Source organism: Streptomyces spiramenti (genome assembly GCF_012034385.1).
Taxonomy (GTDB): Bacteria; Actinomycetota; Actinomycetes; order Streptomycetales; family Streptomycetaceae; genus Streptomyces; species Streptomyces spiramenti.
Genome location: NZ_JAAVJB010000015.1, coordinates 1 through 25,774, shown reverse-complemented (window position 1 = coordinate 25,774; position 25,774 = coordinate 1). Strand labels below are relative to the sequence as shown.

The 25,774-nt window shown below is 73.5% G+C and carries 24 protein-coding genes and 1 CRISPR repeat array; of the genes, 11 read left to right on the top strand and 13 right to left on the bottom strand.

Features of this window, described 5'->3' with window-relative positions; genetic code table 11:
• Window positions 1-51 precede the first annotated feature (51 nt).
• Window positions 52-729, bottom strand: coding sequence for a phosphatase PAP2 family protein (locus HCJ92_RS03810; protein ID WP_167931957.1), 678 nt, complete (start codon window positions 727-729; stop codon window positions 52-54).
• A 159-nt stretch (window positions 730-888) separates the two neighbouring features.
• Complete coding sequence (locus HCJ92_RS03805) at window positions 889-2,016, bottom strand: pyridoxal-phosphate dependent enzyme (protein WP_167931956.1); 1,128 nt, start codon at window positions 2,014-2,016, stop codon at window positions 889-891.
• Window positions 2,017-2,147: 131 nt separating this feature from the next.
• Here HCJ92_RS03805 and HCJ92_RS03800 point away from each other — a divergent pair, with 131 nt between their 5' ends.
• The 5 genes from HCJ92_RS03800 (at window position 2,148) to HCJ92_RS03780 (ending at window position 7,870) form a co-directional block, all read left to right on the top strand.
• A complete protein-coding gene (locus HCJ92_RS03800; RefSeq protein WP_167931955.1) occupies window positions 2,148-3,824 on the top strand; it encodes a bifunctional 3'-5' exonuclease/DNA polymerase in 1,677 nt (558 codons plus the stop codon).
• Between the two features lie 393 nt (window positions 3,825-4,217).
• Window positions 4,218-5,120 (top strand): ABC transporter ATP-binding protein, encoded by a 903-nt coding sequence (locus tag HCJ92_RS03795; protein ID WP_167931954.1) that lies wholly within the window; start codon window positions 4,218-4,220, stop codon window positions 5,118-5,120.
• Window positions 5,117-5,902, top strand: coding sequence for an ABC transporter permease (locus tag HCJ92_RS03790; RefSeq protein ID WP_338054004.1), 786 nt, complete (start codon window positions 5,117-5,119; stop codon window positions 5,900-5,902). Before HCJ92_RS03795 ends, HCJ92_RS03790 begins: the two co-directional genes overlap by 4 nt.
• Before the next feature lie 26 nt (window positions 5,903-5,928).
• On the top strand, window positions 5,929-7,227 hold the full coding sequence (locus HCJ92_RS03785; protein ID WP_167931953.1) for a sensor histidine kinase: 1,299 nt from the start codon (window positions 5,929-5,931) through the stop codon (window positions 7,225-7,227).
• Window positions 7,217-7,870 (top strand): response regulator, encoded by a 654-nt coding sequence (locus HCJ92_RS03780; protein WP_167931952.1) that lies wholly within the window; start codon window positions 7,217-7,219, stop codon window positions 7,868-7,870. The genes HCJ92_RS03785 and HCJ92_RS03780 overlap by 11 nt, the downstream gene beginning before the upstream one ends.
• Window positions 7,871-8,232: 362 nt before the next feature.
• On the opposite strand, the gene HCJ92_RS03775 is transcribed toward HCJ92_RS03780, so the two are convergent.
• Window positions 8,233-9,444, bottom strand: coding sequence for an ROK family protein (locus HCJ92_RS03775; RefSeq protein ID WP_167931951.1), 1,212 nt, complete (start codon window positions 9,442-9,444; stop codon window positions 8,233-8,235).
• A 290-nt stretch (window positions 9,445-9,734) separates the two neighbouring features.
• Between HCJ92_RS03775 and HCJ92_RS03770 the strand changes: the two genes are divergently transcribed.
• Complete coding sequence (locus tag HCJ92_RS03770; RefSeq protein WP_167931950.1) at window positions 9,735-11,117, top strand: MFS transporter; 1,383 nt, start codon at window positions 9,735-9,737, stop codon at window positions 11,115-11,117.
• A 21-nt stretch (window positions 11,118-11,138) separates the two neighbouring features.
• On the opposite strand, the gene HCJ92_RS03765 is transcribed toward HCJ92_RS03770, so the two are convergent.
• The 7 genes from HCJ92_RS03765 to HCJ92_RS03735 all read right to left on the bottom strand — a co-directional run bounded on the left by HCJ92_RS03765 (window position 11,139) and on the right by HCJ92_RS03735 (window position 16,740).
• Window positions 11,139-12,050 carry a class I SAM-dependent methyltransferase gene (locus tag HCJ92_RS03765; RefSeq protein WP_167931949.1) on the bottom strand — a complete coding sequence of 304 codons (912 nt, stop codon included), beginning with the start codon at window positions 12,048-12,050 and terminating at the stop codon, window positions 11,139-11,141.
• Between the two features lie 87 nt (window positions 12,051-12,137).
• The gene (locus HCJ92_RS03760; RefSeq protein ID WP_167931973.1) at window positions 12,138-13,250 is read right to left on the bottom strand and encodes an NAD(P)-dependent alcohol dehydrogenase; all 1,113 of its coding nucleotides are present in this window, start codon (window positions 13,248-13,250) and stop codon (window positions 12,138-12,140) included.
• 2 nt (window positions 13,251-13,252) lie between these two features.
• Window positions 13,253-14,662 carry an aldehyde dehydrogenase family protein gene (locus HCJ92_RS03755; RefSeq protein WP_167931948.1) on the bottom strand — a complete coding sequence of 470 codons (1,410 nt, stop codon included), beginning with the start codon at window positions 14,660-14,662 and terminating at the stop codon, window positions 13,253-13,255.
• The gene (locus HCJ92_RS03750; RefSeq protein ID WP_167931972.1) at window positions 14,659-15,426 is read right to left on the bottom strand and encodes a (5-formylfuran-3-yl)methyl phosphate synthase; all 768 of its coding nucleotides are present in this window, start codon (window positions 15,424-15,426) and stop codon (window positions 14,659-14,661) included. Before HCJ92_RS03750 ends, HCJ92_RS03755 begins: the two co-directional genes overlap by 4 nt.
• Window positions 15,427-15,846: 420 nt before the next feature.
• On the bottom strand, window positions 15,847-16,116 hold the full coding sequence (locus HCJ92_RS03745) for a hypothetical protein (RefSeq protein ID WP_167931947.1): 270 nt from the start codon (window positions 16,114-16,116) through the stop codon (window positions 15,847-15,849).
• Complete coding sequence (locus tag HCJ92_RS03740; RefSeq protein ID WP_167931946.1) at window positions 16,100-16,525, bottom strand: hypothetical protein; 426 nt, start codon at window positions 16,523-16,525, stop codon at window positions 16,100-16,102. Before HCJ92_RS03740 ends, HCJ92_RS03745 begins: the two co-directional genes overlap by 17 nt.
• Window positions 16,522-16,740, bottom strand: coding sequence for a DUF7848 domain-containing protein (locus HCJ92_RS03735; protein WP_167931945.1), 219 nt, complete (start codon window positions 16,738-16,740; stop codon window positions 16,522-16,524). Before HCJ92_RS03735 ends, HCJ92_RS03740 begins: the two co-directional genes overlap by 4 nt.
• 690 nt (window positions 16,741-17,430) lie before the next feature.
• Between HCJ92_RS03735 and HCJ92_RS03730 the strand changes: the two genes are divergently transcribed.
• The 4 genes from HCJ92_RS03730 to HCJ92_RS03715 all read left to right on the top strand — a co-directional run bounded on the left by HCJ92_RS03730 (window position 17,431) and on the right by HCJ92_RS03715 (window position 19,885).
• Window positions 17,431-18,255 (top strand): helix-turn-helix domain-containing protein, encoded by an 825-nt coding sequence (locus HCJ92_RS03730; RefSeq protein WP_167931944.1) that lies wholly within the window; start codon window positions 17,431-17,433, stop codon window positions 18,253-18,255.
• On the top strand, window positions 18,252-18,470 hold the full coding sequence (locus HCJ92_RS03725; protein ID WP_167931943.1) for a DUF397 domain-containing protein: 219 nt from the start codon (window positions 18,252-18,254) through the stop codon (window positions 18,468-18,470). Before HCJ92_RS03730 ends, HCJ92_RS03725 begins: the two co-directional genes overlap by 4 nt.
• A gap of 251 nt (window positions 18,471-18,721) precedes the next feature.
• The gene (locus HCJ92_RS03720; RefSeq protein WP_167931942.1) at window positions 18,722-18,934 is read left to right on the top strand and encodes a DUF397 domain-containing protein; all 213 of its coding nucleotides are present in this window, start codon (window positions 18,722-18,724) and stop codon (window positions 18,932-18,934) included.
• Between the two features lie 312 nt (window positions 18,935-19,246).
• Window positions 19,247-19,885 (top strand): pentapeptide repeat-containing protein, encoded by a 639-nt coding sequence (locus tag HCJ92_RS03715; protein WP_167931941.1) that lies wholly within the window; start codon window positions 19,247-19,249, stop codon window positions 19,883-19,885.
• A 114-nt stretch (window positions 19,886-19,999) separates the two neighbouring features.
• Window positions 20,000-20,821: a CRISPR direct-repeat array (repeat unit 29 nt; unit sequence GGGAACACCCCCGCATGCGCGGGGAGGAG).
• Window positions 20,822-20,923: 102 nt separating this feature from the next.
• On the opposite strand, the gene HCJ92_RS03710 is transcribed toward HCJ92_RS03715, so the two are convergent.
• On the bottom strand, window positions 20,924-22,129 hold the full coding sequence (locus tag HCJ92_RS03710; RefSeq protein WP_338054003.1) for a geranylgeranyl reductase family protein: 1,206 nt from the start codon (window positions 22,127-22,129) through the stop codon (window positions 20,924-20,926).
• A gap of 189 nt (window positions 22,130-22,318) precedes the next feature.
• Here HCJ92_RS03710 and HCJ92_RS03705 point away from each other — a divergent pair, with 189 nt between their 5' ends.
• Window positions 22,319-23,707, top strand: coding sequence for a dipeptidase (locus tag HCJ92_RS03705; RefSeq protein ID WP_167931940.1), 1,389 nt, complete (start codon window positions 22,319-22,321; stop codon window positions 23,705-23,707).
• 667 nt (window positions 23,708-24,374) lie between these two features.
• Here the strand turns inward: HCJ92_RS03705 and HCJ92_RS03700 are convergent.
• On the bottom strand, window positions 24,375-25,436 hold the full coding sequence (locus HCJ92_RS03700) for an NUDIX domain-containing protein (RefSeq protein ID WP_167931939.1): 1,062 nt from the start codon (window positions 25,434-25,436) through the stop codon (window positions 24,375-24,377).
• A gap of 64 nt (window positions 25,437-25,500) precedes the next feature.
• The coding region (locus HCJ92_RS03695) for an ROK family protein (RefSeq protein ID WP_167931938.1) at window positions 25,501-25,774 on the bottom strand (274 nt) is incomplete at its 5' end.

The window sequence follows — 25,774 nt, the reverse complement described above, 5'->3', positions numbered from 1 at the left end:
CCCCGGGAGCCGTCCGACACGGACCGCGCCGCTCCCGGGCGACGGGTCGGCTCAGCGGGGGGCGGGGTCGAGCGGGCCGCCGGGGTGGCGGCGCTGCCACAGCAGGGCCAGCGCCCCGATCCAGGCGGTGGCGAAGAGCCAGCCGCCCACGACGTCGGTGAACCAGTGCACACCGAGGTACACCCGGCTGGCGCCGACGGCGACGGTCCACAGCGCGAGGAAGCCCGCCGCGCGGTCCACGGCCCCGGTGCGCCCGTCCGCGTGGATCAGGAGCGCGGCGACGACGAGCGCCGCAGCCATCGCCGCGGTCGCGGTGTGACCGGAGGGGAAGGCGTGACGGGAGACGTGCAGCGCCCAGTCGGCCTCCGGGGGCCGGGTCCGCGCCACGGCGGTCATCAGCAGGAATCGCAGCAGCTGGCCGCCGAGCAGTGCGGCGAGGAAACCGGCGGCCCAGACGACCGGCCGGGACGTGGCGCGGCCGGCCCGGTAACCGGCCGCGACGACCATGGCGTAGGGCAGGGGCCCGCTGCCGGTGTGGGTGAGTGCGGTGACGAGTTGCCGTGCGGTGTCGGGCCGGTGGTCCACCGACCACGCGAGAGCGGCACGGTCGGGCGCGAACGGCTCCCCCGCGCGGAGCACGAGGACGGTGAGGGCCGCCAGGGCCAGCGCCGCGACGACGGCCGTCAGTGCGGGTACCGAGGAAGGCACCGCCGCGCCACGCGGGTTCATCGGCGCGACGCGTCGTCCGGGCCGACAGCTCGCGGTCCGGCCGTGCGCCGCGGATGCCCGGGGGCGGAGTGCATCAGGGGATTCTGGCAGACCACGGCGGTCTCCGGCGTGCCCGGCACGCCGCCACCGGCGGTGCGGTGCGGTGCCACTCCCGCGGGGTCAGCCCTGCCAACTCCCGGTCGCGAGGAAGGCGTCGATGGCGCGGCGGTGCGGCGTGATGTCCAGCCCCTGTTCGGCGAGCCAGCTGTCCGAGTAGTACTTCTCCAGGTAGCGGTCGCCCGGGTCGCACAGCAGCGAGACGACGGACCCGCGCTCGCCGGCGGCGAGCATCTCGGCGACGATCTTCCAGGCCGCCCACAGGCCGGTACCGGTGGAGCCGCCGGCACGGTTGCCGCAGCGGTCCTCCAGGGTCCGTACCGCGGCGACGCTGGCGGCGTCGGGGACACGCATCATCCGGTCGATGGCGTGCGGCAGGAAGCTGGGCTCCATGCGGGGGCGGCCGATGCCCTCGATGCGGGAGCCGCGGTCGCTGGTGGCGGCGGGGTCCTCGTCGGCCCAGCCGTCGAAGAAGCAGGAGTTCTCGGGGTCCGGGACGCAGACCCGGGTGTCGTACTGCATGTACCGGACGTAGCGGGCGATGGTGGCGGAGGTGCCGCCGGTACCGGCGGTGGCGACGATCCACGTCGGCTCCGGGTACCGCTCCAGCCGCATCTGCTGGTAGATCGACTCGGCGATGTTGTTGTTGCCCCGCCAGTCGGTGGCGCGCTCCGCGTAGGTGAACTGGTCCATGTAGTGCCCGCCGGTCTCGGCGGCGAGCCGGGCGGAGACGTCGTAGACCGTGCGCGGGTCGTCCACCAGGTGGCAGGTGCCGCCGTGGAGCTCGATCAGCCGGGTTTTCTCGGCGCTGGTCCCGGCGGGCATGACGGCGATGAACGGCACGCCGATCAACCGGGCGAAGTAGGCCTCCGAGACCGCGGTGGAGCCGGACGACGCCTCGATGACCGGGCGTCCGGGCCGGACCCAGCCGTTGCAGAGGGCGTAGAGGAAGAGGGAGCGCGCCAGCCGGTGCTTGAGGCTGCCGGTGGGGTGCGTCGACTCGTCCTTGAGGTACAGGTCGATGCCCCACCGCTCGGGCAGCGGGAAACGCAGCAGGTGGGTGTCGGCGCTGCGGTTGGCGTCCGCCTGGACCTTGCGCACGGCGTCCTTCAGCCAGGACCGGTAAGCGGGGTCGCTGCGGTCCAGGTCGAGGGTGCGCGGTGCCGTCGGCTGCGGGGGCTCGGTGGTCACGGCACGATCGTATGCGGAGCGCGGCCGGGGGCGGCGACCGGCGGTGCCGTGGACCGGCAGCCGGCGGCCGGGGCCGGCAGGCGGCGGGTCGCCGAGGGAGGGTTGTCGGTGGGGGGAGGCAGACTCGCCTCATGGAAGCGGCGAGGTGGGCGGTGGCGGTGGCGGCCGACGGGTCGGCACGGTACTGCCCGCTGACGCGGGAGGGGACGGCTGCGGAGGCCCCGCGCTCGGCCGCCGATCCGGCCGCCGCGTTGCGGGCGGCGCCGCCCGGGACGCGGTGGGTGTGGCGTTCCACGGCGGAGGTCGCGGGAGCGCTGGCGGCCGGCGTGGACGTGGCGCGGTGCTACGACGTGGAGGCGGCGGAGGCGGTGCTGCTCGGGCACGAGGGCGCCTTCGGGGAGCCGCGGGGGCTGCCCGCCGCGTTGGCGCGGCTGCGCGGGCTGCCGGTGCCGCCGGATCCGCCCGCGCCGGCCGCCGGTGACGCGCAGCCGTCGCTCTTCGAGGACTCGGCGCGACCGGTGCTGCCCGGAGGTACCGACCCGCTGACCGCGCTGCTGGAGGTCTACGGCGCCCAGCTGCGGCGCACCGCCGCCACCGAGCACCCGGGCCGGTTGACGTTGCTGCTCGCGGCGGAGTCGGCGGGGGCCCTGGTCGCCGCGGAGATGGACGCGGCGGGACTGCCGTGGCGTGCCGATGTGCACCTGGCGCTGCTGGACGAGTTGCTCGGTCCCGCTCCGCCGGGCGGCCTGGAGCCGCGGCGGCTGACGGAACTGGCGGGCGAGGTGTCGGCGGCGTTCGGGTTCCGGGTGCGGCCGGACCTGCCGGCGCAGGTGCTGGCGGCGTTCCGGGGAGCGGGGTTCCCGGTGCGTTCGACGCGTTCCTGGGAGCTGCGGCAGGTCGACCACCCGGCGGTGGCGCCGCTGCTGGAGTACAAGCGGCTGTACCGGGTGCACACCGCGCACGGCCGCAACTGGCTGCGGAGTTGGGTGCACGAGGGCCGGTTCCGCGCGCGGTACGTGCCGGGGGGCGCGGCGTCGGGCCGGTGGACGACCAACGGCGGCGGCGCGTTGCAGATCCCGCGGGTGGTGCGCCGGGCGGTGCGGGCGGACCCGGGGTGGCGGCTGGTGGTGGCGGACGCCGCCCAGTTGGAACCGCGGGTGCTGGCCGCCGTGTCGGGCGATCCGGCGCTGGCGGAGGTCGCCGCTCAGGAGGGCGACCTCTACGCCGCGCTGTCGCTGCGGCTGTTCTCCGGGGACCGCGAGCGGGCCAAGCTCGCGGTGCTCGGCGCGGTGTACGGGCAGACCTCCGGGGAGGGGTTGCGGCATCTCGCCGGGTTGCGCGGCCGGTATCCGGTGGCGGTGCGGTACGTGGACGAGGCGGCGGAGGCCGGGGAGCGGGGGCGGCTGGTCCGCACCCATCTGGGGCGGACCTGCCCGCCGGCGGAGGCGGGGGACGACGGCCTCGGCGGCGAGGTGCCGGAGGGCGGGGAGCCGCCGTCGAGGAGGGGCGCCGCCGCGCGGGCGCGGGGCCGGTTCACCCGCAACTTCGTGGTCCAGGGCAGCGCGGCGGAGTGGGCGCTGCTGATGCTGGCGGCGTTGCGGCGCTCGCTGGCGGGCACACCGGCGGAGCTGGTCTTCTTCCAGCACGACGAGGTCATCGTTCACTGCCCGGCCGAGCAGGCGGCCCAGGTGGCCGCCGCGGTGCGCGCCGCCGGGGAGGCGGCCGGGAGGCTGGCGTTCGGGGCGTCGCCGGTGCGGTTCCCGTTCACCGTGGCGGTGGTGGAGTGCTACGCGGACGCCAAGGCCTAGGCCCTGTCTGATAGATCCCGCCCGGCCCGCGGCGCCCGGCACGGCATCCCGCCGCGTTGGAGCCTTGCGCGAGTACGACGGGTACGAGCTGCGACGCCCCGCCGTGCGATCCACCGCACCGGACACCGCAGGCCTTGCCGGCGCCATTCACCAGACAGGTGGGCGGCCTCCCCTCGCCCACGTCGCCTGCCCGGCCACCCGGTCGGAGGGGTCCGGAGGAAGGTGAGGGCTCGGCGGCCGGTGGCGTCGACGACGGGCCCGCGAGCCGGCACCGAGACGCCGGGGCACCGCCAGGGTCCTCCGATGGGTCGCCGCGGGGTCAACCGATCGGTTGATCCCCTGCGAGCGTGATGGGCGATGTGCCGCCCCGGCCACGCCTGGGAGTGTGCGGGCATGACAGTCATCGAAGTGCGCGACCTGCGCAAGAGCTACGGCGGGCGCCCCGTCGTGGACGGCGTCTCCCTCGCGGTGGAGGAGGGCGAGATCTTCGGGGTGCTCGGCCCCAACGGCGCCGGCAAGACCACCACCGTCGAGTCCGTCCTCGGGCTGCGCGTTCCGGACAGCGGCACGGTTCGTGTGTGCGGGCTGGACCCGTTCGCCGACCGCGCGAGGACGACTCTCGTCGTCGGCGCGCAGCTGCAGGAGAGTGAGTTGCAGGGCAAGCTCACCGTCGCCGAGTCGCTCCAGCTGTTCGCGGCCTGTTACCCGCGCCCCGCGGACTGGCGCACCCTGGCCGGGCGTCTCGGCCTGGAGGAGAAGCTCGGCACTCGTTTCGCGCAGTTGTCCGGTGGTCAGAAGCAGCGACTGGCGATCGCCCTCGCCCTGGTCGGCAACCCTCGGGTCGTCGTCCTGGACGAGCTGACCACCGGTCTGGATCCGGCGGCGCGGCGCGAGGTGTGGGCGCTGATCGAGGACGTCAGGGCGGGCGGCGTCACCGTTCTGCTCGTCACGCACTTCATGGAGGAGGCGCAGCGGCTGTGCGACCGGGTCGCGATCTTCGACCGGGGGCGGGTCGCCGCGCTGGACACCCCCTCCGGACTGGTCGCGCGGTCCGCGAGCGGCACCGTCATCTCCTTCACTCCCTCCCGCCCGTTGGAGGAGGACGTCCTCGCCGCCCTGCCGGGCCTCGCGTCCGTCTCGCACCACGACGGGAGGGTCACCCTCGCGGGCACCGACGAGACCGTCAACGCGGTGATCAGCCTGCTCGCCCGCAACCGGGTGAGCGCCCACCAGCTGCGGGTCACCGACTCCACTCTCGATGACGCCTTCCTCGACCTGACGGGAGCCGACGCGTGAGCGCCGCCACCGCACCCCCGAAACCTTCCGCCACCACCACCCCCCGTCCCGGGCGGGCCGTGATGCGCGCGGAGCTGCTCCTGTTCTTCCGTGAGCCCGGCTCGGTGTTCTGGGTGATGGCCTTCCCCACGCTGCTGCTGCTGGTCCTCGGTTTCATCCCGTCCATGACGGAGGCCAACGAGGAGCTCGGCGGCCTGTCCACCGTCGAGGCATACGTGCCCGTCGCCGTGCTCCTTTCGATGATCATGGCTGGCCTGATGGCGATGCCGCCGGTGATCACGGGCTACCGCGAGCGCGGCGTCCTGCGCCGGATGTCGACTACCCCCGTACGCCCCGCCGCCGTCCTCGGTGCCCAGGTGGGACTGCACGCCGTCGCCTCGCTGATCTCCGCCGGGCTCACCCTCGCGGTGGGGCGCGTCTTCTCCGACGTCGCCCTGCCCCGCCAGGTCGTGGGCTACCTGTTGACCCTGCTGCTTGCGGTGGTGTGCGTGCTGGCGCTCGGCGCGCTGATCTCCGCGCTGTCCCCCACCACGAAGATCGCCCAGGCGGTCAGCATCTCGGTGTTCTTCCCCGCGATGCTCGCGGCCGGCGTCTACATGCCCATCCAGCAGATGCCCGACCTGATGGCCGGCATCATGGAGGCGCTGCCCTTCGGCGCCGCCGCCCAGGCCCTGAACCAGGCCACCGCCGGCGACTGGCCGGACTGGGCCCACCTCGCCGTACTGGCCCTGTGGACGCTGCTGCTGTCCGCCACCGCAGCACGCTGGTTCCGCTGGGAGTGAGGGACGTGAGACGCGCGGCGGATGCCATGACCGACACTGAGGACGTGGCATCCGACGCGTCCATCCCGGTCCCCGAGCCGCAGACCGCGCGCGACGCGCGACCGCGGCTGTTCCTTCGCTTCAGCCCTCCGGCGCTTCTCGGCCTCAGCCTGGTACTCTCCGCGGCGACCTCGTCCCTGGTCGGGATGGACGGCGCCGACTGGGTGGCCGCGGGGGCGCTCGCCGCCGCGGCGCTCTTCCTGCAGCTGTGGTGGGACCGGGTGGCACGCGGCAGACCCGGGCCCGGTGCTGCCGGCGCCGCCTACTACGCGCTGCGCTCCGCCCTGGCGTTCGGCCTGGCCTGGCTCAATCCGTTCTGCGCCTTCTTCGCGGCGGTCGGGTGCTTCGACATCGAGCAGCTGGTGCCCCGCCGCTGGATCCCTCTCGGCCTGCTGGCGACCGCCGCGACGGTCGCGGGCGCGCAGATCGGAGGACTGCCGCCCGGGGACACGGCGAGCTGGGTGTTCTACGGCATGCTGGTCGCCGCCAACATGGGCATCTTCCTGACCGTCCAGCGGGACGCCGGGAAGGAGGAGGACCGCTCCCGGAAGCGTGTGGCGGCCATCCGGGAGCTGGAGCACGCCAACCTCGCGTTGGAACGGGCCCTGGTGGAGAACGCGGCTCTGCACGACCAGCTTCTCCTCCAGGCGAGAGAGGCCGGGATCGCCGACGAGCGCCGCAGGCTCGCGGCGGAGATCCACGACACCGTCGCCCAGGACCTGACCGGCGTCATCGCCCAGCTCCAGGTCGTCACCGACACCCGGGAACAGGGCGCGACCCGCGTGCACGTCGAACGGGCCCTGCACCTGGCCCGCCACAGCCTCGGCGAGGCGCGCCGGGCGATCGCCAACCTCGCGCCGGTCGCGCTGGCCGAGGACGACCTGCCCGAGGCACTGGAGAAGACCGTCGTCCGTTGGTCCGAACATTCCGGAGTGAAAGCCGAGTTCACCCTCACGGGCTCCTACGAACCACTGCACGAGGAGGTGGAGGCGACGCTGCTGCGCATCGCGGCGGAGGCGCTGTCCAACACGGCACGCCACGCGACGGCCGGCCGGGTCGGCGTGACCCTCTCGTGCATCGGTGAGCAGGTCGTGCTCGACGTGCGCGACGACGGCCGGGGGTTCGACCTGTCCGCCCTGCCCGAGCGGGACACCGCGTCCGGGTTCGGCCTGGAGGGCATGCGCGCCCGCGCGGAGCGGCTGGCGGGCGAGCTGACCGTGGAGTCGGAGCCGGGGCTGGGCACCGCCGTGTCCGCACGCGTACCGTCGGTGCCCTATGAACGCTGAGAACACGGGGACGATCACCCTGCTGATCGTCGACGACCACCCGGTGGTGCGGGACGGCCTGCGCGGCATCCTGGACCCCGCGGACGGCTTCACGGTGCTCGGGGAGGCGTCCGGCGGCACGGAAGCGGTGGAGATGACGCTGCGCGTGGACCCGGACGTCGTCCTCATGGACCTGCGCATGCCGGCCGGGAGCGGCGTGGATGCCATCGCCGAGCTGACCCGACGCGGCGCACGGGCACGCGTGCTGGTGCTCACCACCTTCGACACCGACTCCGACACCTTGCCTGCGATCGAGGCCGGCGCCACGGGGTACCTGCTGAAGGACGCGCTGCGCGACGAGCTGTTCGATGCCATCCGAGCGGCGGCGGAGGGCCGTACCGTGTTGTCTCCGGCGGTCGCCTCACGCCTGGTCACGGCGGTGCGCCGCCCCACTGCTCGGACTGTCGAGGAGACGCTCTCCGCGCGGGAGGTGCAGGTGCTGGAGGAGGTGGCGCGCGGTGCGTCGAACCGGGAGATCGCTCGTGGGCTGTTCATCAGCGAGGCGACCGTCAAGACCCATCTGACACACATCTACGGCAAGCTGGACGTGAGGGACCGGGCCGCCGCGGTGGCGGTGGCCTACCGGCGGGGCGTTCTCGGCTGACCGTCGACACGTGAGACGCCCCCGGGGTGACGAGCCCTCGCCGTGCCGCCCGGCCGGCGAACCTCCCGGGTTCCCGCCGGCGGATCACCGGCCCCCCGCGTGGCCCCGGCGACCGGAACACGACGTCCGGGCGTGCGGCGGCGGCCCGGAACCGCGGCGCCTCGGTGCCTGCCCTTTCGGGCGTGGCCCCGGTCGGGGCGGTCCCTGCTCCGGCCGCGCGCCGTCGTGGGCCTTCGTTCTGCCCGCCGGTGGTCGACGGTGGTCGCCGGGCCCGCCCTGCCGGAGGGGCGCACGCGCGGCGGCACCGGGACCGACGGGGCGCGCGGCCCGGCCCCGGGCGAGCGGAGCAGTGACGCCCGTGCTCAGCGCACGGCGAGTGCGGTGGCGGGGTCGTCGAGGACGGGCTGCCAGGCGAGTTCGGCGGCACCGACCAGGCTGTTGTGGCCGAGCGAGCACGGCAGGATGGGGACGCTGCCGCTGCGTCCCCACAGGCTGCGGTCGGCGACGACCGAGCGAAGCCGCTCGGGGGCGGCGGCGAGCAGGCTCTGGTGGAGTCCGCCGAGGATGATGCGGTCGGGGTTGAGGACGTTGACCATGGTCGCGAGTCCCTGCCCCAGCCGGTCCACCAGCTGTTCCACGGCCTGCCGGGTCCCGGGTTCGGCGGGGTGGCCCTCGCCGAGCAGGGCGCGCGCCTGGTCGAGCGGCGAGAGCGCCGGGTCGGGGGTGACGCCCGCGGTCTCCAGCAGGGCGAGGGGGTCGGTCTCGACGTCCAGGCAGCCGCGGGCGCCGCAGTGGCAGGCCCGGCCGGCGGGGTCGACGATCAGGTGCCCGACCTCCAGCGCGAGGCCGGCGCTGCCGGTGTGGAGCCGGCCGTCCAGGACGAGTGCGCCGCCGACGCCGCGGTGGCCGGTGGCCACGCAGAGCAGGTGCTGGGAGCCCTGCCCGGCGCCGTGGCGGTGCTCGGCGAGCGCGGCGAGGTTGACGTCGTTCCCGCAGCGGCCGGGGACGCCGATCCCCGCCGCCGCGAGGCAGTCCCGGAAGATGTCGTGGACGCGGGCGCCCGCGGGCCAGGCCACGTGCAGCGGGTTGAGGGCGGTGCCCTCGGGTTCGGCGACGGCTGAGGGGACCGCGAGTCCGGCGCCCAGGCAGCGGCGCCCGGTCGCGGCGAGCAGTTCCGCGCCGGCTGCGACGGCGTCGCCGATGATGCGCGCAGGGTCGGCGTCCACGGTCATGCAGGCCGGTGCGGTGGCGACGATGCGGCCTCCGAGACCCACGAGCGCGACCCGGTAGCCGTCGGCGTGGACCTGGACGGCGAGCACGACGGGGCCGTCGGCGGCGATGTCGAGCCGGTGCGAGGGGCGCCCCTGGGCGCCGGAGGCGGCGTGGGGCCGGGGGTCGACCGTGATGAGGCCGAGGGCCTGGAGCTCGGTGGCGACGGCACCGGCGGTGGCGCGGGTGACGCCGAGCTCGGTGGTGAGGACGGCACGGGTGGGCGCCCGCCCGGTGTGGACCAGTTCCAGGGCGGGGCCGAGGGCGCCACGGCCGCGGTCGAGCTTGATTCGTGTCGGGGTCACCCCTCCATTCTCACTTTGTGCAGCCGTGAAACAAATCCGGGGAGTCCGGTGGCCGCCGGTGGCGGCAGCGTGCACCCCGGGGGCAACACCTGCCGACGGGTGCCGGGTTGTCGCGCCGGGCGCCGGAACCGGTGACCGGACCGGCCGGGCGCCCACCGTCCGCCGCACCCTCGCTGCTGCTCCGGCCGGGCGCCGCGTTGACACGGCCGGGCGTCGGCGCGAGGCTTTCCTCGCCCGCGACGGTCCGGTGGCTCCGCCGCCCGGCGGGCCCAGCAGCGAAAGGCCGGGCCATGTGTTCCTCCTGCGGGGTGCCCGCACACGTCCCCCCGCCGCCCGCGGCACGCGCGTCGGCACCGGCCCCCGGGGCATCTCGGGGCTCCGCCGCCGTACCGCCCGTCGGGGACGGGACGGGAGGGGCCCCCGCGCCGCGCCGGTTCGCTGCGCTGCGCAATCCCGACTGCCGCCCGTACCTGTTCGGCACGGGGCTGGCGATGATGGCGGACAACGTGGAGCACGTCATCACCTACTGGGTGCTGTGGCAGGTCTTCGAGTCGCCGGCACTGACGGGGTTCCAGGTGATCAGCCACTGGCTGCCGTTCCTCCTGCTGTCCGTCTGGTTCGGGGGTCTCGCCGACCGGTTCGACTGCCGCCGCGTGGTCCAGGCCGCGCAACTGCTCTTCATGGCGGTCTCCGCGGCGTGGGGCGTGCTCTTCCTCACCGACTCGCTGACCATGTGGGCGGCGTGCGTGCTGCTGGTGCTGCACGGCGTCGCCGGGTCGTTGTGGACCCCCGGCGAGCAGCTGCTGCTGTACGACTTCGTCGGGCCGCGCGAGCTGCCCAGTGCCGTACGGCTCAACGCGACCTTCCGCAACCTCGGGGTGCTGTGCGGGCCGGTCGTCGGATCGGTGCTGCTGATCGGACTGGGCCCGACCGCGGGGATCTTCGTCAACGTGCTGTTCTACCTGCCGCTGACGCTGTTCCTGCTCCGCACCCGCTTCACCGGTCACACCCGGGGCGGCGGCGGTCGGCCGCGCGTGGGGCTGGTGGAGTCCCTGCGGGTGCTGCGCGAGGTGCGCGGCGACCGGACACTGGTCAGCATGATCGCGCTGGCGGGGTTGGCGTCGCTGTTCGTGGGCTCGTCGCTGGGAGCGGTGATGCCGGTCTTCGTGGACGACTTCGGCCTGTCGGACGCGGGGCTGGCGTACGGGATGCTGCTCCTCGCGAGCGGGGTGGGCGGGGTGATCGGCGGCGTGCTGCTGGAGGCCACCGGGCGGATCCGTCCCAGCGTGCGGGCGGCGGTGGCGAGCACGGCGCTCTACGGGGCGGCGGTCCTGGGTTTCGCCCTGACCAGGTCGTTCCCGCTGGCGCTGGTGCTGCTGCTCGCGGGAGGAGTGGCCAATCTGGCGTCGATGTCCATCGGGCAGACGATCGTGCAGCTGCGGGCGCCGGACGGTGCCCGCGGGCGTGTCCTCGGCCTGTACGGCATGTCGGCCAACGGGTTGCGTGTCGGCAGTGGTCTGACGGTGGGGGTGCTGGGCGCGGCGGCCGGGATGCGCTGGTCGCTCGGGGTGAGCGCCGCCGCCCTGTGTGCGGGGACGGCGCTCGTCGCGGTCCTCACCCGGCGCTCGCGCGAGGCCCCGGAGGGGGCCGACGACGAGGCGCCGGGGAGCTGACCGGCCCCGGCGAGAGCCGCGTCAGAGCGGCGGTCCGCCCTTGCGGGCGAGGACCCACCGGTTCCCCTCCAGCGCGTCGTTGGGCTCCGGCAGCGGGCCGCGGCCGTGGCGCCGGGTGAACTCGAACGGGGTGTGGACCTGTGCGGACCAGTCACGGTTGGTCAGCTGCGCGAGCGAGTCGGGGCGCGGTCCCTTGTCGAAGAGGGCGAGGAGGTCGATCCCGATCTGGGCGTGCGTGGCGGTGTAGGTGGCGCTGTCCCGGTACGCCATCAGGTCCTTCTCCACCTTGACCTCGAAGGCCAGTGAACTGCCCTCGGTGGTGAGACGGTCCACGGTGTCGACGAGGTAGGTCTCCGCGGCGGCGGGGAGGTAGAAGAGCAGCCCCTCGGCGAACCAGACGCTCGGCTCGGTCGGGTCGAAGCCGGCGCCGGTCAGTGCGGTGACCCAGTCCTCACGGAGGTCGACCGGGACGGGGACGCGCCCGCCCCTCGGGGTGGCCGCCAGCCCGTCGAGGACCCGCTCCTTGAAGGCGAGTACACCCGCGCGGTCGACCTCGTAGACCACACTGTCGGCGGGGCGGTCGAGGCGGAAGGCACGGGTGTCCAGCCCGGCGCCGAGCAGCACCACCTGGCGGGGTCCGGCGGCGAGCGACCGGAGCAGGAAGTCGTCGAGGACCCTGGTGCGCAGTCCGAAGTAGCGGGCGAACCGGCCCCAGAGCGGGTTGCCGTCGCCGCCGGCCGCCTCCTCGATGCGGATCGGCCACTGCGCGCACGCCGGGGCGGCGCGCACGAAGTGCTCCGCGTAGGGGTCCTGGGCGAGGCTGTCGTGGCGGTGCGTCTCGATGGCGCGCGCGGCGGCGACCAGCAGCGCGGTCAGTCCGACACCTCCGTCCACGCCTTCTGCCTCGATGTGCTCGCTCGCCGTGCCGACCATGGTTCCTCCGTTGACGGATCGGGGTTGGGGGTGCCCGCGCGCGACGGCGCGGCGGGGGGCGGTTGGTTCGGCGGGGGACGGCTCAGCTCATGGACGCGCGCGCTCCGGCAGCAGCACCGGTTTGACGACGCGGCCCGCTTCGCAGTCGCGTTCGGCCTGGTTGATGTCGGCCAGCGGGTAGGTGCGGATCAGCTGGTCGAAGGGGAAGCGTCCGGCCTGCCACAGCCGGGTGAGGCGCGGGATGAGGAGCGCGGGCACGGCGTCTCCCTCGCAGACGTGGCGGATGCCGCGACCGCGGTCGAGCGTGCCCGGTTCGAGTGCCAGCGGGGCGTGGAGCCGCGCCACGAGGGCGAGGGTGCCGGTGGGGCGCAGCGACCGGAGCGCGTCGTTGATGAGCGCGGGTGAGGCGGTGGTGTCCAGGGCGTGGTGGGAGCCGCCGTCGGTCAGGCTGCGGATGCGCTCGGGCAGTGCCGTCGCTCCCCCGGGGTCGGCGGCCAGCGGGAGGGCGCCGAACCGCCGGGCGAGGTCGAGCCGACCGGGGTGCCGGTCGACGGCCACGGTGGTGACGCCAGCGGCGGTGGCCGCCATGACCGCAGCGAGGCCGACCGCGCCCGCGCCGAGGACGGTCAGGGTGTCGCCGGGGCCGGCACCGAAGGTGTTGAGGACGGTCCCCGCGCCGGTGAGGAAGCCGCAGCCGAGCGGGCCCAGCAGTTCGACCGGGAGCGCCGGGTCCACCCGTACGGCGTTGCGGGAGGCGACGAGCGCGTACTGGGCGAACGAGGACTGGCCGAACCAGCGGGGTGCGAGCGCCGCCCCGGCGGCGTCGGTGAGCGGCGGTGTTTCCTTCCGGCCGCCGAAGAGGTTGAGGTCGGGGAAGGACTCGCAGTAGGCGGGGGCGGCGCCGTGGCAGTGGGGGCACCGGCCGCACGAGTCGAAGCTCAGCACCACGTGGTCGCCGACGGCGATGGCGGCGTCGGGGCCACCGCCGGTCCCCACCACGACGCCGGAGCCCTCGTGGCCGAGGACCGCGGGCAGCGGGCTCCGGCCGCCGGAGCGGCGGACGCCGAGGTCGGTGCGGCACAGCCCGGCGCCCGCGATGCGCACCAGGATCTCGCCCGGTCCCGGCTCGGCGCGCAGGGTGACGTCCTCGACCGTGAACGGCGCGTCGTGGGAGCGGAGCACGGCCGCCCGGAACTCCATCGTCATGCCTCCGTCGGGCGGTGGAGAACGAACGGCCGCAGGTTGCCGTAGAGCCCCCAGGGGCCGCCGGCGACCCCGACGCCGCTGTCCTTGATCCCCGCGAAGGGCTGGGCGAGGGAGAGCTCGGCGTGGTGGTTGATCCAGGCGGTGCCGCATTCGAGCCGCTCCGCCACGGCTTCGGCGCGGTCGAGGTCGGTGCCCCAGACCGAGCCGCCCAGGCCGTAGCCGGTGGAGTTGGCCGCCGCCACCGCTTCGTCGAGGTCCCGGTAGGGCAGGACGGGCAGCACCGGGCCGAACTGCTCCTCGGTGACGACCGGGCTGTCGGGGGGCACGTCGGTGAGGACGGTGGGGGCGTAGAAGTAGCCGGGCCGGTCCGGCCGCCGGCCGCCCGCCGCGACGCGGGCGCCGGACGCCAGCGCCCGCTCGGTGAGTTGCTCCACGCGAGCGAGCTGCGGCGCGTTGTTGAGCGGGCCGATCCGGCTGGCCGGGTCGAGCCCGGGTCCGACGGTGACGCTCCGCGCGCGGTCGGCGAGCGCCTCGACGATCTCGGCGTGGCGGTGCGCGGGGGCGTAGACGCGTTTGACGGCCATGCAGACCTGCCCGCAGTTGCGGAACCCAGCCCAGAACAGCCGGTCCGCGATCCGGTCCACGTCGACGTCGTCGAGGAGGACGGCGGCGTCGTTCCCGCCGAGTTCCAGGGTCACCCGGGCCAGCGTCTGCGCCGCGGCCCCCGCGACGGCTCGGCCCGTGGGCACCGAGCCGGTGAAGGTGACGTGGGCGATCCCCGGGTGGGAGGCGAGTCGGGCACCGAGCGGTTCGTTGCCGGTGACGACGGTCAGGACGTCGTCGGGCAGCACGGTCGCGAGGAGCGAGCCGAGCAGCCGCGCGGTCAGCGGGGTGTGCGGCGACGGTTTGAGGACAACGGTGTTGCCTGCCGCGAGCGCGGGCGCCACCTTCGCCGCGGCGAGTTGGAGCGGGAAGTTCCACGGCACGATCGCGGCGACCGGGCCGAGGGAGCGCCAGCGGACCTCGCTGTGGACGGGCCGCCCGTCGTCGACCACCCGCGTCCGGGGCGTCAGGCCGGCGAACCAGCGCAGCCGCGCGGCGGTGCGGGCGACCTCGGCCCGCGACTCCGCCAGGGGTTTGCCCTGCTCGCGGGTGAGGAGCGGGGCGAGGTCGTCGGCGGCGGCCTCGACTGCGTCGGCGGCGGCGCGCAGCGCCGTCTCCCGGGCGGCCGGGTCCGACCGCCAGCCGGGCCAGGCCCGGCGGGCTCTGGCCACGACCGCGTCCAGCGCGTCGGCGGACTGGTCGGGCGCCTCGTCGAAGGGTTCGCCGGTGGCCGGGTCGGCCACGGCGAACCGCGCGCCGCCGCGCGCGGTCGCCGCTCCGCCGGGCGTGGCGGAGGTCGTCACGCCGCGGGTGAGGAGGCCGCGGGGACGCCGACGGCGGCCTCCCGGGACTGCCGGTCCATCTCGGCCCGGAAGGCGGCGACCAGTTCCGGCTTGATCCGACCGGCGTTGCGGTCCCCGCCCTCGCAGACGGCGCCCCGCACGCCGACGATGTCCGTCCCCATGCGGGTCAACGCGCCGAGGTCGACCGCCTTGACGCTGCCGGCGAGCGCGGCGAGCAGCCCGGCGGCGTGGGAGAGCCGGACGAACTCGGCGCAGGCGTCCTCCGAGACGTGGTCGAACAGCCGGGTGCCGTCCTTGATGGCGGTGTCCAGCATGGCGGCGTCGGCGCCGGAGCGCGCCGCGATGTCGGGCAGCGCCAGCGGGTTGACGCAGCCGACGCGGTGGGCATCGGCGTAGCCCGACGCGACGACGAGCGCGTCCGGGCGGTGGTCCTTGACGGCCCGGACCACGGCGCGCATCACGTCGATGCCCTGGTCGGGAGTGGTGCAGCCGTACAACCCGACCTTGATGTACGTCGCGCCGGAGACGACGGCGCCGAGCGCGGCCTGGGCTACGGTGCCGGGCTTGTACGGCACGTCCCCCACCGTCGCGGAGACCGGCTTGCCGGCCGGGACGGCGTCGCGGATCTCCCGGATCACCCACGGGAAGTTGGCGCCGAGCGAACCCTCGTCGGGCTTCTTCACGTCGACGATGTCGAGGTGGTCGGCAGCCTTCGCGCAGTCGAGGGCCTCGTCGAGGCCGTCCGGGGAGATGAGCAGCAACACCATGAGCTCCTTCCGGCGCACGCGTCCCCGAGCAGGGCAGGGGCGTGCGGGTCACCTGGTTCTCGTGCGGTGCCGCTCATCATTGACGCCGCCCCGGACCGCCGGTAGGGCGCGCGGTCGCCCGAGGAGCGCAAGCGTGCCCGCCCGGCGCACGGCGCACGCGCCGGTGCGGCGGGGAAGCACGACCGCCTCCGCGACGGCCCGCGCACGCAGTCGGGAACGGTCCGGGCGGTCCGGGCGTGCTCTCTCCTCGTCTGTGGGATCGACTCCGCACCGGGCCGCATCGGCGGTGGCGACCACGACGCTCCGGATCGTCACGCGGGTACTCCCGCATCCGCGGAAGAGGTACGCCGCCCCTGCCGGGGCCATGGCGGCGAAGAGGAGAACCGCTGGTCCTCCCGACAGGGGCGGGGCTTGGGGTCAGCGCGCACAGGAGGCGCGCAGCGGCTGCGGGGACCGCACAGGTCGGGCACGGCGAGCGGGGCGGACCGGACGGATCACCGTCACGTCGCGGTCCGACGGCAGGCGCAGTTGCACGCTGCGGTCGAGCTCCACCCAGGTGGTGCCGCCCCGGTGAGCGGCTGCGGTGACGCGCAGGCATGAGCCGCCCAGCGTCAGGAAGTCGCCGGCACGTATCTCGACGGCGGGGCAGGACATCGCTGCGGCTCGCGGGTCATCGACGATCGACACGGCTGCTCCCGAAAGGGGTGAGGACAGGCCGAAGGATCGGCCGAGCGGCCAGCGAGTAGAGAACTTCTACGTCGGCGGAACCGCAGACCCGGTCCGGGCCCCGGGCGTTCGCGCTGATCGGCTGCCCGCCGGCCAGGGCGGCGCACTGCACCGCGCGGAACTCCGCATCGGCCGTCCACTCCCGGAAGACCGCAGCAACCGGGGCCGCGTACCGGCACTGTTCCGCCGCCTGGTCGTCCTCGGCGGCGTCGAGCACATCCGCGAGCCGAGTGGCCTGGTGGTGGAGCCAGCCAAGGGCTTCGTCGGGGGTGTCGGCCCAGGTGGTCGCCAGGTACCACTCCCCCGCCGCATCCGGCGACCGCGCGACCACCTCGCAGTGGTAGCCGTCCACATACCGCCCGGCGCTCACGACCGGGACTCCGCCCGGTACGGCGTGGAGCTGAGCTCACGGAAGCGGTCGTGGCCCGGGTGGTCGTCCACGTGGAGGACGGCCCACATCATGGCCGCGTCCCCGGTCGCCGCCTGCGGGCCGATCTCCGCACAGACCTCGCACTGCGCGCGGAAGACGAGCGGCCCACGATCCCGCACCAGAACCAGCCGCGCGAACCGATACCCACCACTCACCGCCGCCTCAACTCCTTCAAGTGCGCATCAACCAACCGACGCAACTCTGATGACCGAGCGAGCAGGTCAGGCAGCGCTTCCGGCGATTCGTCGTCCGCCTGCGCGGGAGCGGGAGGCATCTCGGACCCGCCCTCGTCCCCGGTGCTGATCGCCCGCCCGATGCGCTCGGGCGCCCGCCTGGACGCCCGCGCCTCACGCAGCACGGTGATGGCACCGCCTTGTTGGAGCTGACTCAGTGCTTCGCGGAGTCCACGGCATGTAGAGCACTCACCCATCGCCACACCCCGCCGGCGAAGCCACCCGCAGCGGTTCGGTGGAACGGGGCGCGGTCCCGGCGCGCATCGGGCGAGCGCGGACCAGCCGCGCCGAGCCACCCGTCACCGGGCGCCGGACACGCGAAGCGGCGACCATCGGCAGCGCTATGCCCACGGCGGTCAACACAGTGCGCAGTCGCTGTGGTGAAGTTCCCTCGCCCGTGGCGGGTGCAGTGGTGGTCACAGGGGGCGTTCCTTGCCTCGCGTATCGACTGTCCCTCAACAAGCCCGCGTTGGTGCGGTCCCGCGTGTGGTACTCATCTCTCTCGCTGCGGTACGTGACGAACTGCCTACAAGCATCAGCACTGCGGCGGGAACTGTACATATCCGAGCTGTCACCGAACGTCGCGAGGTGACAGGGGACAAGGGGGCACCGATGGAGTTGGACAACGAAGACGGAACCCTCAGCCCACGCGCGCGACTCGGCCGACGACTCCGGCGCTACCGCGAGTCACGGGGCCTGTCCCTGCGGGCCGTCGGTGAATCGGTGGGATTCCCGCACAGCTACATCGGGCGCGTGGAACTCGGCGAGCAGCTTCCTTCGGAATCACTCGCCCAACGCCTTGACCGCTTCTTCGAAACCGACGGAGTGCTGACAGAGCTTCTTGAGCTGGCTCGCGACAGTTTGCTACCCGGATACAGTCGAGATGCAGTCCACCGGGAGCCCGAAGCCAAGCGAATCCAAGTCTTCAACAGCTCGGCAGTACCTGGACTACTTCAAACCGAGGACTACATGAAGGAGGTGTTCCGCAGGTCACTTCCGGGGAGGTCCGAGGACGACATCAATGAGCTGGCGGGACTCCGCATGCGCAGGCAGAGGATTCTCCACCGCAAGTCCCCACCCTACTACTGGGCAATCATGGACGAAGCAGCACTCATGCGACCAATGGGTGGAAATGGGTGCATGACATCACAGCTACGGCATGTGCTCGCCATGGCGGCTCGCCCATACGTCACGGTCCAGGTCTTGCCGTTCAGTCAAGGCGCTCACCCCATGATGGGCGGCAGCTTGACCTTGCACACCCTGCGCGATGGCGGGACCATCGCGGTAGTTGAAAGCTTTGACTCCGGCGAGCCGGTCGAAGCACCGCAACGCGTGCTGGAACTGAGCCAGAAGTTCGACCTGGCACGCTCACTGGCACATTCAGCGGATGAGTCACTGGCACTGATCCGCGCATACCTGGAGAAAGTTGAATCATGAGTGCAAGAATCAACGACGCGTCTTTCTTGGCCAACTGGCGGAAGAGTACCTACAGCGAGAATGGAGCCGGCGGGTGCATCGAGGTTTCCGACGGGCACACAGCCACGGTCCCCGTCCGAGACTCCAAGGCGCCCACCGGCCCCGCTATCGTCTTCACGGCACGCGAGTGGTCAACGTTTGTGTCTGCGGTGAAAGCGAATGAGATCACGAGCTAGTGATCCGAAACCCTCTGAGTTCAGGATCGTTGATGGTGTATGAGTGAACTGGTGGACGCAGTGGCAGACCGGTGACTGTCGCGCGCGGTCGTAGCGTGGGCGAACATCAGGCCCTGTCAGAGGCTGAGCAGCCTGCCGCCCGGCAGGCCGTACTCGACCATATCCCCTGTGACCAAGAGGTTTCAGGTCCGCTATGGACACGCGGGCAGCAGCATCCGAAGTCATGATCCGAGACGCACGAAAGGGCACCCATGATGAACTGGAGCGAGTCTCCTCGGTGGTTCACCTCCTCCTACAGCGGTGGCGGGGGCCAGTGCATTGAGGTCGCCACGAACCTGGCAGCCTCCCGAAGCGTGGTCCCTGTCCGTGATTCCAAGAACCCGGCCGGTCCAGCCCTAGCGGTCCCGACCGGCGCCTTCGCCTCGTTCCTAACCGGCGTCAAGACCCCGAGGATCAAAGGCTGAAACTCACACCGCGAAGCCGCCCGAAGCCCCACCTCACTCTCGCTCAGTGGGGCTTCGCCTCGCTCGTCATCGCGGACTGGAACGCCCCAGAACGCACGGAGAGGGGTCACCCGACCAAACGACACTTTGCGCACGACGGCCGCTTCGACGGCTCCAGTAGTGCACCACGTCCGGAGTTGCCCGCTTCGAGGAGTCGGGCGTCATGCTTCCGCCCACTGCCGTTGAGTCGTGATGAACTTCACCAGGGGCCCGGAGCAGAACTAGGAGCGTCGCATCATCAGCACCCGCACCTTCGGCACCGCAACAATCACCGTGCCTGATCTCGGCGAGCCGGGCCTCTACCTCACCAAGGTCAGCACGCTGGCCAACGCGCGGGACACCGTCCAGGACTTCACCTTCGGTGACGCGGACCTCCGCACGCTCGAACTCGCCGGCACCCAGCTGACCACAGGCCGCATCCACAGCGTTCACGCGCAGCGTGTCGAGTTCGAGACCATGAACCTGCACGGCATCGAGATCACCGGTAGCGATCTCGGCGCGGCGCGCTGGAGCGAGAGCAAGCTGACGCGCGTCACCATCCGAGATACCAAGCTCCTCGGCGCCACGTTTGACAGCCTGGTGCTGGACAATGTGCTGTTCGAGAACTGCAGACTCGACTACGCAACCTTCACCAATGTCCGCGCCACCGGCTCTGTTGTGTTCGTCGGCTGCATTCTCACCGAAGCCGCCTTCGCCGACTGCGACCTGTCGAATGTCGTCTTCTCTGACTGCACATTGCGCCTCACCGAGTTCGGCCCTGGCCGCTACCGCGGCGCCGATCTGCGCGGGAATGACCTCACCAGCCTCCGGGGCCTCCCCCACCTTGCCAAGGTCCGCATCGACGTGGGCCAGCAGCACGACCTCGCGCAGGCCCTGGTGAGCGAACTGAACATCGCCGTCGGAGACGACTGACCCGAAGCACCGCGCGCGGCTGCCCATAACCTCCCCCTTGCCCGACACCCTCAGCGAAACTGCAACGCCACACCGTCGGCACTGCCATACCGGGAACGCCCCGCCTGCCCGACACGGAGCACCTCCGCATACGCGGGGAGGAGACGACCCAGTCGATCCCACCCCTGATCTTGTCGGGAACACCCCCGCATGCGCGGGGAGGAGGCCGAAGCCCCCTTCGCTGACCCCCTCCTGCGGGGAACACCCCCGCATGCGCGGGGAGGAGCGGGCGTGGTCGTTCATCGCGTTGATGGCCCGGGGAACACCCCCGCATGCGCGGGGAGGAGCGGGTCGTCCGCGTCGAGTCCCTGTTCCGTCAGGGAACACCCCCGCATGCGCGGGGAGGAGCGCTCATGAAGCAACTCACCGGGGGCGACGCGGGGAACACCCCCGCATGCGCGGGGAGGAGACCGCCACCGTTGTGATGGTCAACGGCCGCTCGGGAACACCCCCGCATGCACGGGGAGGAGTGAGAATTCAGCAGTTCGGCCGCCGCGAATTCGGGAACACCCCCGCATGCGCGGGGAGGAGGCGACCAGGGTGGCCGCGTACTCGCGGACGGCGGGAACACCCCCGCATGCGCGGGGAGGAGGGTGTCAGTCGGTGTCATTTCGGTGCGATTCAGGGAACACCCCCGCATGCGCGGGGAGGAGGGAGATCATCGGCCGCGCCCGGGACCAGCAGAGGGAACACCCCCGCATGCGCGGGGAGGAGCGACCGGCCGACCGGCCGCGGGTTGTCGCCTGGGGAACACCCCCGCATGCGCGGGGAGGAGCCGAGGCGTCGCGCGCTGGCGAACAGCTGGTTGGGAACACCCCCGCATGCGCGGGGAGGAGGGGCGTTGAACATCTTCTCCAGCTCGGCCGCGGGGAACACCCCCGCATGCGCGGGGAGGAGAGTGCGCGACCTGCGGCGTTATCTGTGCCGAGCCCGGATTTTACTCACTTTACCAAAATCCGGCATTTCGCCCATCCCTCACCCCGCCCCCGCCCCTCCCGCTCACGGGCGGTCCCGCAGTTCGAGGACCTTGCGGGCCACCGGGGAGGTGCGGACGATGCCGGCGAGGGTGTGGGAGCCCCGGGTGATCTGAGTGAACGCCGTCCACGCGGGGCGGAAGCCGATGAGCGCCGAGTGCACCAGGCGGGGCCGCCGGGTGAACATGTCGAGCAGGCGCCGGCCGACGCCCATCTCGGCACCGAGCCCCGACTTCACGGCAAAGGTGTAGTTGAGCGCCTGCCGGCGGGCGTCGACCGCGTCCCCGGCCTCGGCGATGCGCACCGCCCACTCCCCCGCCAGCCGTCCCGAGCGCAGCGCGAAGGAGATGCCCTCGCGGGTCCACGGCTCCAGTAGCCCCGCCGCGTCGCCGCAGACCAGCACCCGGCCGCGTGACAGCGGCGAGTCGTCGGTGCGACAGCGGGTCAGATGCCCGGAGGAGACGGACGGTTCGAAGCCCGCCAGTCCCAGCCTGCCGATGAAGTCGCTGAGATACTGCCGCGTCGCGGCGCCCTCGCCGCGCCGGGCGATGACACCGACGGTGAGGGTGTCGCCCTTCGGGAAGACCCAGCCGTAGGAGCCGGGCAGCGGCCCCCAGTCGAGCAGGACGCGCCCCTTCCAGTCGGCGGCGACCTCCGGCGGTACCGGGATCTCCGACTCCAACCCCAGGTCGACCTGTTCCAGACGGACGCCGACGTGTGTCCCTATGCGGCTGGCGGAACCGTCGGCGCCGACCACGGCGCGCGCCAGCAGCGTCTCACCGTCCGACAGGACGACGGCGACCGTGCGCCGGTCGGGGACGGCCGCGCCGTGCTGCTCCACCCGCGCCACCTGGGCGCCGGTGCGCAGCACCGCACCAGCGGCAGCCGCGGCCTCGACCAGCGCCTGGTCGAACTCGGGCCGGTTCACCAGCCCGAAGAGCATCCGCCGGGAGCGGCGGGTGCGGTTGAGCCTGCCGTCGAGGGAGAAGGTGACGGCGTGGACGCGTTCGCGCAGCGGGAGTTCGAACCCGGGCGGGAGCGCGTCGCGGGTCGGTCCGATGATCCCGCCGCCGCACGTCTTGTACCGCGGCAGCTCGGCCTTCTCCAGCAGCAGCGTCCGCCGCCCGGCGGCGGCAGCCGCCCGTGCGGCGGACGAACCGGCCGGGCCTGCGCCCACCACGATGACGTCCCACACCTCGTCGCCGTTTCCGGCCGCGCTGTCCCTGCTCACCTGTCGCTGACGCTCCCGTCCACCCGTCTCGACCGGCCCTGGCCCGGGCCGCCTCTCGGCCAACCGCTTCCGCATCCTACGGCGCCGCCGCACGCCGTCGGCGCTGTGGGATGATCTCCGCACCCCGAGAACCATCCGGTCCGCCGAGCCGTCGCGGGCCGTGTCCGTCCCGCTGAGGAGCCGCACACGATGCCGACTCACCACCCCGACGACGCCACCCTCGCGACGGCGGTCGCCGCGATGATGCCCGAGGCCCGCCGCGAACTGGCCGAGCTGGTCTCGTTCCGCTCGGTGGCGGACCCCGCGCAGTTCCCCCCGGAGGAGTGCGAGCGAGCCGCGGGCTGGGTCGCGGACGCACTGCGCGCGGAGGGGTTCACGGACGTCGCACTGCTGGAGACCCCCGACGGCACGCAGTCCGTGTACGGCTACCTGCCCGGACCGGCCGGCGCGCCCACGGTGCTGCTGTACGCGCACTACGACGTGCAGCCGCCGCTCGACGAGGCGGCGTGGACCTCTCCGCCGTTCGAGCTGACGGAGCGGGACGGCCGCTGGTACGGCCGGGGCGCCGCCGACTGCAAGGGCGGCCTGATCATGCACCTGCTGGCGCTGCGGGCGCTGCGCGCCTCGGGCGGTGTGCCGGTCGGGGTGAAGGTGATCGTGGAGGGCTCCGAGGAGCAGGGCACCGGCGGGCTGGAGCGGTACGCCGAGGCGCACCCGGAGCTGCTGCGGGCCGACACCATCGTGATCGGCGACTGCGGCAACTTCCAGGTCGGCCGTCCCACGGTGACCGCCGTGCTGCGGGGCATGACGATGGCGCGGGTGACGGTGCGGACCCTGGAGGGCAACCTGCACTCCGGTTCGTTCGGCGGCGCCGCGCCGGACGCGCTGGCGGCGTTGATCCGCGTGCTGGACTCGCTGCGCGCGGCGGACGGGTCGACCACGGTCGACGGGCTCGGTGCGGACGAGGTCTGGCCCGGCACGGCGTACCCGGAGGACCAGTTCCGTGCGGACGCGCGGGTGTTGGACGGGGTGGAGCTGATCGGTTCCGGCGAGGTCGCCGACCGACTGTGGGCGCGCCCGGCGGTGACGGTGCTCGGCATCGACTGCCCACCGGTGGTGGGTGCCACGCCGTCGGTGCACGCGCAGGCGCGGGCCCTGGTGAGTCTGCGGGTGCCGCCGGGCACGGACCCGGCCGAGGCGGCGAAGCTGCTGGCCTCGCACCTGGAGGCGCACGCGCCGTGGGGCGCCCGGGTGGAGGTGGAGGCCGCCGGTGAGGGGCACCCGTTCCGCGCGGACACCGACAGCCCCGCATACGCGGCGATGGCGACGGCGATGGCGGCGGCCTACGACGGGGCGCCGATGGAGATCACGGGGCAGGGCGGTTCGATCCCGCTGACCTCGACGCTCGCGGGGCTGTACCCGGAGGCGGAGCTGCTGCTGATCGGGTTGAGCGAGCCGGCGGCGCGCATCCACGCGGTGGACGAGAGCGTCTCGCCGCAGGAGTTGGAGCGGATGTCGGTCGCCGAGGCGGTGTTCCTCCGGGAGTACGCCCGCTCGGTGGGCCCCGACGCCGGCTGACCCGCGCGGCGCCGACCGAGTCGAGCCCGGCGCCGACCGACCTGCGCGGCGCCCCGCGGCGGGGCGTGACGAGGGCCCCGTTCCCGGCTGTTGCCGGGGCGGGGCCCTCGTGTCGACTCTCCGCCGGGCGCTGTCCGGCGGGGGTCGTCGCTGGTGCGGTCAGGGCGCTGACCGTCTCCCGTACCGGCGGCTGGACCCGCGGGGGCGGCGGGCCTTGCTGCTGGGGGTGAGCGGCGCCGGTGCGCCCACCCGTCCAACTATGGTGCGGGGCCGGCTTTCGCGGCCGGCCCCCTCGCGGGGTTCCACGTCGTGACTCCTTCTGCTTCGGGAGGACTGCTCCGAGTCAGCCACGTCGCGTGCCGGTCCACCAGCGGTGCGGGACCATGCGGGGAACACGGAGAGCCATTGGAGGTAAGCGGAGCGTGCCTGCCGGGGCGTGCGTCGTTCGGATCACGCGTGGGGGGAGCGGACGCCCGGCACGGCACGCCACGCACCTCGCCGCGCTCCCCGGACCGCAGGAGAACGACCGCGTACGACCTGCGGTCCGATGCCCTTCGACGCGCGGCACCGGACACCGCGGCCCGCTCCACGGGGAGCCGAACGGCCCGCGCCGGACCTCGCCGTGCCGGGACGTCCGGCGCGGCCGTGCCGCGGCCGGGCGCCGTCACTAGCTGACCGGTGTCCCCGCCTCCAGGTTGATGGTCCTCCCCCGCGCGCGTGCCTCCAGTGCCCACCGCAGTCGCCGGAAACGGCCGGGCGAGAGGAGCTGTTCGGCTTCCGCCGTGCCGACGAAGCGCCACTGCCGCAGTTCCTCGCCGGGCAGGAGCAGTTCCCCGAGGCGGTCCTCGGCGAGCCGGCCGCCGTCGAACAGCATGCGGATGCCGCCGAAGCCCGGCGGCACCGGCGGCTCCCAGTCGACGACGAGGAGCGCGGGGCCGTCCGCGAGCCGCAACCCCAGTTCCTCGGTGACCTCGCGGAGCGCGGCGCAGGACGGGGGTTCGCCGGGCTCGACGACCCCGCCGGGGAACTCCCAGCCCGGCTTGTAGGTGGGGTCGACGAGCAGCACGCGGTCCTGCTCGTCGAAGATCAGCATGCCGGCCGCCACGGTGGCGGCGGTCGGGCGCGGCGACTGCACGATCTCGCAAGCGCCGGCTCCCTCCCCGACCGCCGCCGCGACCTGTTCGGCGGTCTCCCGGGCGGTGAGGTGGGAGGTGTCCAGGACGTGGGCGTCGGTCCGGAGCCAGGGCAGCGCCGCGCGGTAGGCGGGCAGGTGGTCGCGGGTCCAGGCGCAAGCCCGCGTGTCGGCGACGGACTCGGCCGACACGGTCGCGGCCGACGCTGCCGCGCCGTCCGGGCCGTGGTTCAGGAACCGCCCGCGAAGGATCGTTTCTTCAGCATCGAGCAGCACGTGCCGCACCGACAGGCCGCGCGAGGCGAGGCCACCGAACATCTCGTCGCGGAGCTCCTGGCTCAGCACCGGCAGCGGCAGCACCAGGACGCCGCCGGTCTCGCGGTGCACGGCTGCCGCCGTCTCCACCAGCAGCCAGCGCCAGGACGGGAGTTCCTGATCGTTCGCCACCTCCTTGAGGCGTCGTGCCGGGAGCGTGACCCGCAGCAGGTCACCGATGCGTTCGGGGTCCAGGACCACGGAGTCCGGCAGGAGCGCGGTCAGCTCCCCGGCCGCGGCGGACATGCCCGCGCCCTGGGCGCCGTTGAGCCAGATGATCACCAGTGACCCTCCTCGTGTCGGCCTGGAATCAGGTGCCCGCTGCGACGGGGCGCGGAAACGTCCGTCAGTCGCCGCCCGGGGAGCGACGCACCGCTGCCGCGGCGCCGACGAGCCCGGCGTCCCCGCCGAGGAGCGCCGGACGGACGGGGAGACCGCGCACGTAGGGCAGCGCGGCGTACTCGTCGAGCGCGGAGGCGAGCGGCGCGAACAGCACCTCGCCGGACTGCGCCACTCCGCCGCCGACCACCACGACGTCCAGCTCCACCAGGGTGGCGGTCGCGGCGATGCCCGCGGCCAGGGCGCTGACCGCGCTCCTGCCGGACTCCGTGGTCCTGGAC